Source organism: Kitasatospora sp. NPDC088351, from assembly GCF_040685575.1.
Taxonomy (GTDB): Bacteria; Actinomycetota; Actinomycetes; order Streptomycetales; family Streptomycetaceae; genus Kitasatospora.
Window position 1 is genome coordinate 299,327 of record NZ_JBFBIL010000001.1, and the last position, 11,249, is coordinate 310,575.

The window sequence follows — 11,249 nt, forward strand, 5'->3', positions numbered from 1 at the left end:
AGGACCGTCGCTCTTGGGTAGGCATGCGTACTGCAACGACCCGAACGAGCCCCAGCGTGCCTCACTCGCGGATACAGAGAGTGGTACCTGCGGAACGCACTGTCAATTGATCGTAGTCGAGCTTGGGGCGGCCGCCGAAGTGCCCGCTGTAGGGTCGAGCCGTGGCAACTCTCGCGCTCTTCGACATCGACAAGCAGGCCCTGCCTGAGGTTCCCGCAGAAGCAGTCGAGCATGGCGAGGTCTTCACCCGCCGTTGGGTCGTCGAGCTCATCCTCGATCTGCTCGGTTACGCGCCGGCCAAAGACCTCGCGCAGCTGAAGGTAGTCGAGCCTGCTTGTGGTACCGGAGCGTTCCTCGGCGTGATCGCTTCACGGATCAGTGCCTCGTGTCGAGCCCATGGTCGTCCGATCACCGACGCGGTGGATGCCGTCCAGGCGTTCGACCTGCTCGGGCGCAACGTGGCCGAGAGCCGTGCAGTCGTCGAGCAACGGCTCCACGATGACGGGTGGGAGCGGAGTGACGCTCGGAATGTTGCCTCGCACTGGGTGAAGCAGGGCGATTACCTTCTCCAGGCCGACGCCGAGCATCGTGCGGATTTCGTCGTCGGCAATCCCCCCTACATCAGGCTGGAGGACGTCCCCGACGACCGGATGGACGCCTACCGCAGCGCCTGCTCCACGATGGGAGGCCGGGCGGATACCTACATCGGCTTCTACGAGGTGGCACTCCGCAGCCTGCGGCCAGGGGGTCGGCTCGGTTTCATCTGCGCAGACCGCTGGATGAGGAACCAGTACGGCCGTAAGCTCCGCCATCTGGTGACCAGGCAGTTCAGCATGGACCTGGCACTGGTGATGCACGACGTGGACGCCTTCCAAGAGCAGGTCTCGGCGTACCCCGCTATCACGATCATTTCCCGCCAGGCGCAGGGCGGCGCAGTTGCCGCTGACACGACCCGCACGTTCGGGGAGCCAGAGGCCCGCGATTTCCTCGCCTGGTACGAGGCCAAGGATCGGAAGCCGATCGCCACGGCCGCGTTTCAGGCAGCCCCGCTACCGCACTGGTTCCCTGGCGAGGATTCCTGGCCGGCGGCCTCACCTGCCAGGCTCGCCGTGCTCGAAGACCTCAACGACCGGTTTGGGCTGCTGGAGGACATGACCACGGGGACGCGCGTCGGCATCGGTATCGCGACCGGTGCTGACAAGGTCTTCATCACTGATGATCCCGAACTGGTCGAGCCGGACCGGCTCCTGCCCTTGGCCATGGTCCGAGACACGACCAGCGGCCTTATCAATTGGAGCGGCTCCCGCCTGGTCAATCCGTGGAACGCCCAGGGCGAACTCGTCGACCTTGCCGCCTATCCGAAGCTCGGTGCCTACTTCCGCCAGCACAGCGGCGCTCTGCGCAAGCGGTATGTGGCCGTCAAGCAGCCCGACCGTTGGTACAAGACCATCGACAAGGTCGACCACAGACTGACGAGTCGGTCGAAGCTTCTCTTCCCGGATATGAAACTGACGATCCATCCGGTGCTCGATGAAGGGAAGTTGTACCCTCACCACAACCTGTACTTCATCGTCTCGGACGTCTGGGACATGCGCGTGCTCGGTGGCCTGCTCCTCTCCAAGGTGGCCGAGGCGTTCGTGGAGGCATACGCGGTCAAGATGCGTGGGGGGACGCTTCGCTTCCAGGCGCAGTACCTCCGCAAGATCCGTGTGCCAGACCCGGCGGCCCTCGCCGAGGAGGACCGTGCTGCCCTGGCAGACGCCTTCGACAAGCGGGACGTGAAGGCGGCCACCGAGGCAGCACTGCGTGTCTACGGGCTCACCGAGCTTCCCGATTAGGAGGAACCGATCTTGACGGTCAGCCGCCAGGACTTCGAGGACGCCGTCGCGGCGTACTGGGGTGTCAAACAGGCCCAGAACGAACAGTCGGCGATCAAGGCCGCGGTCGGCGCCGGCACTGCGGGTTCCGTCAGAGGTGGCAAGCACTTCGATTCCATTGCGGCCCTCCTGGCGAAGTTCTTCCTCGAAGCGGGCTATCCGCCTGAGAGCATCCGGGTCACCAAGTCCCAGCGTCTGGAGCTCCCTGGCTACTACAGGCCCCAGAAGCAGTGGGACGTCGTCGTCGCCTACGAGAACACGCTGGTGGCTGCCTTCGAGATGAAGGCCCTGGGCGGGCCGTCCTTCGGCAACAACTACAACAACCGGGTGGAGGAAGCCCTCGGCAGCGCCGTCGACCTTCGAAGGGCAGCGCTGGCCGACCTCTACCCCGGGGAGAAGCCCTGGCTCGGTTACTTCTTCATCATGCAGGACGAGGACGGGTCGAGGCGGCCCGTGAAGCCGGCTGCGGGGGCTCTACCGGTGGAGGACATCTGGCACGGCAAGTCCTACCAGGAGCGCTTCGGCATCTTCTGCCAGCGGTTGATGGCCGAACAACTCTACGATGCCGTCTGCTACGTCACCTCATCCGCGACCGACCCGAAGCCGAACGAGCCGGTCGCCAGCTTGGACTGGAGGCACTTCTCTGCTGCCATAAACGCGCGGATCGGCTACCTGCAGGAGCTGGGACTGCCGAAGCCACATTGGCCCCATAGCCCCCTGTTCGGGGACCTCGGCCAAGGCTGATTTACGTGAGCGATGCGTGAGCGGACGGGGCAGCACATGCCGGTTCGAGCAAGATCTCGGATCACAGTGCAGCGTCCTGACCTGCGGGTTCATCACCAAGTGATCTACGGCGACACCAGCCAGCATGATCACTCTCGGGCTCGTAATGCGTAGGTCGCGGGTTCGAATCCCGCAGGCGGCTCAGTGAAGGCCCAGGTCACATAGCCCGTGACCTGGGTCTTTGTTGTTCCTTGACCGGCCGGCAGGCGTTGGCAGCGCGCTACAGGATCGCCTGCGTGACATGCGTTCCCGCAGGGTGGTCGGCTGGTCGCTGGTAGAGCACATGCGTTCCGGCCTGGCGGTCGACGCGGTCCGCTCGGCGGCCGGTGTCCGGGGCGGGGACGTGCGCGGGGTGGTGTTTCACCCGGACCACGGCGCCCGGTACACGTCGGCCGCGTTCGCCGATGCCTGCCGCGAGCACGGGATACGCCGCCCGATGGGCCGAGTCGGATCGAGCTGTGACAACGCCATGGCGGAGTCGTTCTTCGCCTTGCTCAAGCGAGAACTTCTCCACGGCTCACGTCGGCTGACCCGGTCCCAGGCCTGCAGCGAGATGTTCTCCTGGCTCGCCTGGTACAACCGACGGCGACGCCACTCCGCGCTCGGGTACCTCGGTCCCGTCGAGTTCGAGCAGCAGTCATCCCGCATGGATAGGCTGGGATTGGTGGCATAGGACCAAGTGTCCATGAGATGGGGCAAAGACCGTAGAGCTGGTCCCTGGCCAGATCGTAGGCCACGAACAGGTGCCGAACCCCGTGCGGGCAGGTGTAGGTCGCCCGTGGCCGGGGCTCGCGGTCGGGGTCCTTGTGGCGGCCGCCGCGCTTCGCCCACTTCCGGCCGGGGTGGGCTTGGAGGTTGAGCGGCCCGAACTCGTCGAGGCAGAAGACGACTTCGGGCTCGCCTTCCTCGGGGATGACCTCACCGTCGGCGATCGCGTAGAGGTGCTCGACCCGGGCCTTCCTGGCCGCGTAGTCCGGGTCGCGGGAGGTCTTCCAGGTCTTCACGCGTTGAAAGGAGACGCCTTCCTCGCGGAGCAGGACCCGCAGGCCCTCGTGGCTGATGTCGTCGACCACCCCCGGTAACCAGGAAGTCGGCCAGCTTGGCCAGGCTCCAGGTCGAGAACGGCGGGCAGTGTTCGGTCGGCCTGGACTTGGCGATCTTCTTGATCTCCCGGCGCTCGGGCAGCGTGAACGTCCTCGGCCGTCCACCCCGGTACTTCGGATAGAGCGATTCGAAGCCGTCGGCGTTGAAGTTGTGGATCACGTCCCGGACCCGGTCCGCGCTGGTGAACGTCACCTCGGCGCACAGCTTGGCGCACATGTGCCGTCCGGAGCATCCTCCGGATGGCACATCACAATCACAACGGGGCGAAAGTTGCTTGATGCGGCACCAGGGCCCGGGAGTCCGCCGGCCCACCGGACCGCGAGAGGCCGGATGTGAATCGCGGGTCACAGCCGGGTTCAATGAATTCGCCCTGATCTTCCGGGAGCTGGGTGTGGCCAGGAGCCGTGGCGCGGTCGGCACGAGCGCGGACAACGCGGCCGCCGGGCGTTCGACGCGACCCTGGAGCGGGAGACTCTGCAGGGCGCGAAGCGCTGGGCTGGAGCCCGTGCCGCCCGCCTGGCGGTCTTCCGGTGGATCACCCGGTACAACACCCGCAGGAGGCAATCCGCGCTGAACTGCCTCAGCCCGATCGAGTTCGAACAACGATCAGCTACGCCGGCACTCGCCGCATAGCACTAGTGTCCACACTCCGGGGCCCCTCCATCCAGACTGGTGGCGAAGCCATGGCGTTCGATGCCATGGCCTTCGTTCCGGCCTCGCCCCCATCCAGTACCGCCCTTTGCTGGAAAGACTGACGCGATGTCAAGCCCACAGCCGGCCTGACCCGCAAGCGGCCCCGGGACGCGTTTGGGCGTCCCGGGGCCGTTCCGGCCAACCGCACGACACCGCCAGCCCGAAGGAGCCGTCCTTGAGCCCCACCCACCCCCTGACGCGCGCAGCCGCGGCCGCCGCGATCCTCGCCGTCCTGGCCGGATGCTCGACCTCGCACGACAAGGACCCGAACCGGCCCGGAGCCGAAGCCGCCACCCGAATCAGCCCGGGTGAGGGCCCGGGCTCGTCGTCCCCGACGGGCTCGGTCACCCCGTCCGGCACGGTTCCCGACTCACCGGCCCCGGCGGGCCCGGCGAGCTCGGCGGGCTCGTCCAGTGCCGCCCCGGACTCGCAGAGCCTGACGGACTGGCCCAGCGAACCGGCGCCGGGCACCGCTGTCCCAGTCGTCAAAAGCCAGGTGATCAAGCGCGGGTACACCGGCGAGTCATACCTGAACCGCTTCGCCGCCACCTGGGGCATAACCCTGGACACCCGGCAGAAGGTCGAGTTTCCCGGCCGGCCGACCGTCTGGCACACGTCGGGCGTCAAACGGAGCGGGGAGGTGGCGACGTCGATCGCCGCGGTGTGGAGCCTCGACGGAGATCTGATCTCCCTGTCCTGTTCTGTGACGGCCTCGGCCACGAAGCGCGCCGATTTTCTGCACGACTGCGCGAGCCTGGACCACCCCGGGGCGGCGCCGGCGTCCGCCACGGCCTGGCTGGACGCCATGGAACCCCGGGTAGCCAACGCCTTCGCGTCCGGACAGGGCACCGTCATCGACAGCCCGCTCCACCGCTCCGGCCCGGTCGCGACCGTGCTGCAGAAAGCACGCGATGCCTCGTACGGCGGCGACTACTACCAACTGCGCTCCTTCGGCACCGGTTCGAGTTAATCGGATCTGTCGAGCGGCGCCAACGGCCGCAGGCGGCACTCGCGAGCTCGCGGACACAACCGCCCGCCGGCGGTCGCAGAGGCGAACACCGCCGTAGACCTGCTCGCCTACGAGGACAGGCCCGTCGAGGCGTTCGGCGACACCTTCTGCTCCACCGGAACCGCGCGCCAGGCCCTCGGCGAGGCCGGACACACATTGTTCTTCCAGCCCGCCCAACGGCCCGGCACTACGGGCGGCTTGGCCCTCGGGGACTTCCGAATGCGCCCGCCTGCGGTACGGCCGGCTACACCGTCGCGCTGTCACCCGACCGCGGCCCCCACACTCGCCGGCACCGCGAACTTCGACCGCCGCTGCATCGACTGCCCGTTGCGTGAGCGCTGGACCGCCTTGAGGACCGGTAAGAACCTGCGGATCCAACCCGGCTACGACCTCCAGCGGAACTGTCAGCTCGGGAAGCCCAGCAGGTCACGCAGAGCTCGGTCTTCTCGGACGACGCCGGGCGGGGCCGTCCGTTCGAGGGCGGCGACGAGCCGCTGCCGGTCCCGCCGCCGCACGGCCAGCAGCGGGATCCGGCAGCGCGCCCCGTCGCGGCCCTCCAGCAGAAGCGTGTAGGCGTACGCTCCGGCCACCGAGCCCGCGGCGTCGGTCAGGGCGCGGGTGGAGCCCAGCTGGTCGTGGAAGAACCAGAGGGTCCCTGTGCCGGTGATCTGCTCGACCGGTAGGTCATCCGGTCCGTAGATGTACGAGGATGAGCCGTCGGAGAGCAGGTTGGGGATCTCCTCCGCGTCCCAGGTGCAGGAGACAGCTGTCGTCCCGGTGGTCTTCTGTGTCCGCAGGCCGGCGCCGTTGTACGTGTAGGTGCTGGTGGTCCCGCCGCTACTCACACCGGTCAGACGGTTCGCCTGGTCGTAGGTGTGGCTGACGACCGTGCTCCCGGTGGTCGCCGTCGTGCGGTTGCCCTGTGGGTCCCAGGTGTACGCGGTCGCGCCGCTCGGCGGAGCGGTGCAGGACGGCATGGCCGGCACCGAGCCCGGCGTGCTCCAGCAGAGCTGGTTGGCCGCGTCGAAGACCTGGCCGGTGGCTCCGGTCCGGATGGGGTTGTCCGCGGCGTCGTACGCGTAGTCGGTCGTGGCTGACCCCGCGGTGGCGGACTTGAGCTGGTTCAGCGCCGTGTACTGGTAGGTCTGGGCGCTGCCCGGCACACCGCTCGGGGTGTCCGAGTTGACGCGGCCCGTGTTGTCCCGGGTGTAGGTGAGCGAGACCAGCTTCGAGGTGCTGTTGGTCAGCCGGTCGGCCAGCGGCTGCCCGGAGTCGTCGAGCGTCGTGGTGACGGCGGTTCCGTTCGGGAAGGCCGTGGATGTCCAGTGGCCGGCGCCGTCGTACCCGAACCCGGTGGTCTTTCCGTTCCAGTCCTTGACCGAGGCCAGGTGGTTGGCCTTGTCGAAGGTGCGGGTGACCGTCCGGGAGCTTCCACCGGGGTAGGTGATCGAGGTCCTGTTGCCGTTCTCGTCATAGCCGTAGCCGGTGACCGCTCCGGCGCCGTCGGTCAGCGAGACCAGCTCGCCGAAGGCGTCGTAGGCGCGCCGGGAGGTGCCGGTGCCGTCGGCCATCGAGCTCTGCCGACCGGCCGCGTCATAGCCGATCGCAGTCACTGGCGGAGTGGCGGTGTCCGAGTAGGCCACCGAGGTGGGCTGGCTGTTCGCGTCATAGGTGAAGGTGGTGACGCGTCCGCTCGGATCGGTCGACGCCGTGCGTCGTCCGGCTGCGTCGTAGGCGTTCACGGTGGCACGGCCCAGCGGATCGGTGCGCAGCGTCTGCCGCTTCTGGGCATCGTACGCGTAGACGGTGGCCGCGCCGAGCCCGTCGACCGTCCTGGCGACCGTACCGTCGGGGTTGTAGTCGGTGCTCAGCACCGTCCCGTCCGGCCGCGTCACCTTGGTCTGGTTCCCGAGGACGTCGTACGTGTAGTGGGTGGTGTTGCCGTTCGGGCCGGTCATCGACGTACGGTGCCCGTCCGCGTCGAAGGCGGACGTGGTGGCGTGGCCGAGCGGGTCAACGGCGCCGGTCCGGTTGCCCCACGCGTCGTAGGAGTAGGTCGTGCAGCCCTTGGCCGGTGTGGTGCAGCCCGGTGACGTACCGGCGGCGACACCATTCGGTGCCACCTCCGAGGTCAACAGGCCTCGGGCGGTGTCGTACCCGTACTTGGTGACATTGCCCAGTTCGTCGGTCGCGCTGGTGACAGCGCCGACCGGGTCGTAGGTCTTGCGGCTCACATTGCCGCGCGGATCGACCATGCGGGTCGTGTCGCCCGGGTGGGCCGCGTCGTCGTGGTACACGGCGGTCGTCCGAGCCGGCAGCGACTCGCTGACCGGCTGGCGGACGACGCTGGTGAGCAGCCCGAAGCCCTCGCTTCCGGTGTTGGTGCCGCCGGGGGTCGCGATGTGGCCGGCCTCGTCGTAGACGTAGGCGGTCCGGAGTCCGCTCGGGTCGATCACGGACCGGAGGTTGTCCGTGCTGTCGTAGGACTTGACGGTGGTGAACCCTCGGGCGTCGCCGGCCGACGTCTCATTGCCGTGGTCGTCGTAGGTGTAGGTGCGGACGTAAGACCCCGGGCGGCCGTCGGGCCGCCTCGCGGCACTTCGGCCACCTGCTGCCTGATGAGTCGTCATATGTCGGGAGTGTCAAGCGGGCTCGCCGCAGGAGTGGATGTCTGATGCCGCGTCAGTGTCTGCCGGCCCTTCGCGTAGGGGCAGAGGTGTCAGGGGGCGGGTTACGGTGGCGGGTATGGACTGGCTTGATCGGGTGGGGGCGCTGCGGCGGTGGGGGAGCAATGAGGTGCGGGCGCCGCACAAGCCGTTGCTGTTGTTGTACGCGCTGGGGAGTTATCAGCAGGATGCCGGCGGCGGGCTGCGGTACAGCGTGGTCGAGGGGGAGTTGAAGCGGCTGCTCGTGGAGTACGGGCCGCCGCATGCCACGACGCCGGCGTATCCGTTTCACCATCTGGTCAGTGACGGGGTGTGGGAGGTCAGGACCGACCGGGGGGAGGGGAGTCCGGGGACGGGGGTGCGGGAGTTGCGGGCCAGTGGTGCCACCGGGAGGCTGGCGGCCGGGCTGCGGGCGGCGCTTGCCAGGGATCCGTCGTTGTTGGGGCGGCTGGTCAGGGTGTTGCTGGACAGCTACTTTCCGCCGTCGTTGCACGTCGAGCTGTGCGAGGCGGTCGGGCTCGATCTGGAGGGGGTCGAGACCGGGGTGCCCGGTGGTGGGGGCGGGGGCTCGCGGCGGCAGCGTGATCGGCGGATGCGTGAACTGATACTGACCGCCTACGAGTTCCAGTGTGCGTTCTGCGGGTACGACGGGGCGCTCGGCGGGAGTGTGGTCGGGCTGGAGGCCGCGCATGTGCGCTGGTGGTCGTACGACGGGCCGGACACCGTCGACAACGGACTCTGTCTCTGCTCGCTGCACCACAAGCTCTTCGACAAGGGGGTCATGGGGCTGGGGGAGGACCACCGGATCCTGGTCTCCCAGCGGTTCGTCGGGCGGGGCGAGGCCAGCCGGCAGCAGGTGCTGGCGCTTGCCGGGCGGTCGGTGATCGGGCCGCAGCCGGGCCTTCCGGCGGTCGCGGGCCGGCATCGGGAGTGGCACGTTCGGCAGGTGTTCCACGGTGCGGCGCGGGCCGTCGGGTGAGGGGTGGGGGATCGGGTTCCGGCGGTCAGTCCTTCGTGTTGACGCGGACGACGCCGACCTTTGAGGTGGCGGTGATGGTGCGGGGGGAGCCCGGGTCCTGGTCCACGTCGACGTGGGGGCGGGAGGAGCCGGCGGCGGCCGAGACGCGGTACCGGGTGCCGTCCTTGGGTACGGACACCGTGATGCTGCCGGTGGTGGAACCGGCGCTGACGGCGGTGGGCGTGGTGCGGAAGGCGAGCTTCACGCTGCCGTGGTCATTGGCCGCGTCGACCTCGGGAGAGGTCAGGCCGTTCGCGGTGATGTGGCCCGAGCGGGTGCGCACGCGCAGTGGCCCGGAGGCGGTGTCGATGTCCACGCCGCCCTGCCCGGTCGTCACATCGAGTCTGCCGTCGATCCCCTTGGCGGTGACGCCTGCCGGGCCGGTGCCCCGGACGGTCACGGCCATGTTCCGCGGGACGTGGACGGTGTGGTCGGCCTGGCAGTTGAGTGCGATGCCGCTGCAGGTGGCGGAGAGTCTGAGGGTGGTGCCGTCCAGCACCCAGGTGGCGTTGCCGTCCTGGGCGGCCCGGCCGGTCAGGTGGCGGTCGACCCTGACGGCCTTCCCGTCGGCGGGCAGCAGTGTCACGTCCTGGTCGGTCTCGACGGTGAACTGATCGCCGTGGACGGCGAAGTCCTGGGAATCGCTGCGGGGTTGGGCGGCCAGGTCGTCGGTGACACCGCAGCCGGTGAGGGCGGCGGCCAGGGCTGGGAGTGCGGCCACCCAGGCCGGTATGGCGGTCGGCTTCTTCATGCCGCCATGCTCGCGGCCGGCCCGGGGCGTCGACATCTGCCGTTCGGGAGAGATCGGCCGGTGTCTCGCTGTCCGGCAGTCGTCGGCTGCTGCCGGGCGCCCGATCCGAGCGGGCCGGTCATCTGACTATTCTTGTAAAAGACTTTCAGGGGGCATTATCTGACGAATAATGCGCCCGCTTATCATCAGACAATTACCGTTGCTTGTGATTCTTTTCGGAAATCCCTCGCATCATCTTCCAGCCACCGTTAGTATCAGAACGAATGCTTTCGGTGATCGTTCGGTGGTGGATCGCGAAGGGGGTCGCCATGGGTGGGCAGCTACGATCGGTGCTGCGGCATGTCGCGTACCCGATCCTGCTGATCATACTTCTGTCGATATCGGTCGCAGCCCTGCGCTGGCGATGGGATCTCGGCCGGGCGAGCCAGATCTTCCTGGTCGGCACCATCGGATATCTGACCCTACTCGAATGGATGATCCCCTACGAGCCGGAGTGGCAGCCGAGCGCCGGTGAATGGGGTTGGTACGGCGTCTATTTCGTCCTCACAATGATCGGCGGGGGGTTGTCTCAGGTGCCGGTGCAGGCCCTCGTCGGCTGGCTGGCACCGCCGCATCCGGCACTGCCGCTCTGGGCCGAGATCCCGGCGGCGATGCTGCTCGGCTCGCTCGCCAACTATCTGGTCCACCGCTGGTGCCACACCAATCCGTGGCTCTGGCGGCTGCACGGGGTGCACCACGTGCCGGAGAAGGTGAACGTCGCCAACAACGGCGTCAACCACATCGTCGACGTGCTGCTCACCCAGGGCGTCGTCCAGCTGTCGCTCGCGCTGGCCGGCTTCTCCGCGGAGTCGGTGTTCGTGGTGGGCCTGTTCGTGGTGGCCCAGGGCTACTTCGTCCACGCCAACATCGATGTCCGGATCGGCCTGCTCAACCACGTCTTCGCCGGGCCCGAGCAGCACAGGCTGCACCACAGCGTCGACCTGGCCGAGGCCGGACACTACGGCTCCGATCTCTCCGTCTGGGACCACGCCTTCGGCAGCTTCACCTGGCACCCCGGCCGTCGCCCGATCGCGGTGGGGCTGCAGTACCCGTCCGACTTCCCCCGGACGGAAGCGGTGATCGCCAGTCATCTCCAGCCCTGGAGACGCCCGGCGCGGGCCGACGACGCGCCGGCCTGACCGCGCCGCACCCCGAACCGTCCCTTCGTCCGCGCCTTCCCTGTCTCCTTTCTGCCTCTCTCCTGGCCCTCTTCTCCGGTTCTCCGGCCGGCCGGCCCTCGGCCCGTCCGGGAGCGGAGCGCGGCCTCCGTCCCCATGCCCGCGTGGCCTCCCACGGCTCTTCCGCGCGC

General features: G+C 68.3%; 7 protein-coding genes and 3 pseudogenes. 7 read left to right on the top strand and 3 right to left on the bottom strand.

From position 1 onward, the window contains the following. The first annotated feature begins 161 nt into the window (after positions 1-161). The 3 genes and pseudogenes from AB0P06_RS01310 to AB0P06_RS01320 all read left to right on the top strand — a co-directional run. Positions 162-1,838 carry an N-6 DNA methylase gene (locus AB0P06_RS01310; protein ID WP_363604131.1) on the top strand — a complete coding sequence of 559 codons (1,677 nt, stop codon included), beginning with the start codon at positions 162-164 and terminating at the stop codon, positions 1,836-1,838. A 12-nt stretch (positions 1,839-1,850) separates the two neighbouring features. Beyond that, positions 1,851-2,621, top strand: a complete 771-nt coding sequence (locus AB0P06_RS01315; protein ID WP_363604132.1) for a PaeR7I family type II restriction endonuclease — start codon at positions 1,851-1,853, stop codon at positions 2,619-2,621. A 271-nt stretch (positions 2,622-2,892) separates the two neighbouring features. Further along, a pseudogene (locus AB0P06_RS01320) lies at positions 2,893-3,333 on the top strand (integrase core domain-containing protein); the annotation flags it as partial. Between the two features lie 28 nt (positions 3,334-3,361). Here the strand turns inward: AB0P06_RS01320 and AB0P06_RS01325 are convergent. After that, positions 3,362-3,962, bottom strand: a pseudogene (locus AB0P06_RS01325) (helix-turn-helix domain-containing protein); the annotation flags it as partial. A gap of 163 nt (positions 3,963-4,125) precedes the next feature. Here AB0P06_RS01325 and AB0P06_RS01330 point away from each other — a divergent pair. After that, positions 4,126-4,397: pseudogene (locus AB0P06_RS01330) on the top strand (integrase core domain-containing protein); the annotation flags it as partial. Positions 4,398-4,632: 235 nt separating this feature from the next. After that, positions 4,633-5,427 carry a hypothetical protein gene (locus tag AB0P06_RS01335; RefSeq protein WP_363604133.1) on the top strand — a complete coding sequence of 265 codons (795 nt, stop codon included), beginning with the start codon at positions 4,633-4,635 and terminating at the stop codon, positions 5,425-5,427. 443 nt (positions 5,428-5,870) lie between these two features. On the opposite strand, the gene AB0P06_RS01340 is transcribed toward AB0P06_RS01335, so the two are convergent. Beyond that, a complete protein-coding gene (locus AB0P06_RS01340) occupies positions 5,871-8,096 on the bottom strand; it encodes a hypothetical protein (protein ID WP_363604135.1) in 2,226 nt (741 codons plus the stop codon). A gap of 115 nt (positions 8,097-8,211) precedes the next feature. Here AB0P06_RS01340 and AB0P06_RS01345 point away from each other — a divergent pair, with 115 nt between their 5' ends. Further along, complete coding sequence (locus AB0P06_RS01345) at positions 8,212-9,111, top strand: phosphorothioated DNA-binding restriction endonuclease (RefSeq protein ID WP_363604136.1); 900 nt, start codon at positions 8,212-8,214, stop codon at positions 9,109-9,111. Between the two features lie 25 nt (positions 9,112-9,136). Here the strand turns inward: AB0P06_RS01345 and AB0P06_RS01350 are convergent, their stop codons facing one another. Next, entirely contained in the window at positions 9,137-9,901 is a 765-nt protein-coding gene (locus AB0P06_RS01350) for a DUF4097 family beta strand repeat-containing protein (RefSeq protein ID WP_363604138.1), read from the bottom strand. Positions 9,902-10,209: 308 nt separating this feature from the next. Here AB0P06_RS01350 and AB0P06_RS01355 point away from each other — a divergent pair, with 308 nt between their 5' ends. Further along, complete coding sequence (locus AB0P06_RS01355; RefSeq protein WP_363604139.1) at positions 10,210-11,079, top strand: sterol desaturase family protein; 870 nt, start codon at positions 10,210-10,212, stop codon at positions 11,077-11,079. The last annotated feature ends 170 nt before the right edge of the window (positions 11,080-11,249 follow it).

What these genes read in the sequence shown, in the direction of transcription:
- AB0P06_RS01340 (WP_363604135.1), bottom strand. Translation starts at nt 8,096, where the DNA reads ATGACGACTCATCAGGCAGCAGGTGGCCGAAGTGCCGCGAGGCGGCCC.
- AB0P06_RS01345 (WP_363604136.1), top strand. Translation starts at nt 8,212, where the DNA reads ATGGACTGGCTTGATCGGGTGGGGGCGCTGCGGCGGTGGGGGAGCAAT.
- AB0P06_RS01350 (WP_363604138.1), bottom strand. Translation starts at nt 9,901, where the DNA reads ATGAAGAAGCCGACCGCCATACCGGCCTGGGTGGCCGCACTCCCAGCC.
- AB0P06_RS01355 (WP_363604139.1), top strand. Translation starts at nt 10,210, where the DNA reads ATGGGTGGGCAGCTACGATCGGTGCTGCGGCATGTCGCGTACCCGATC.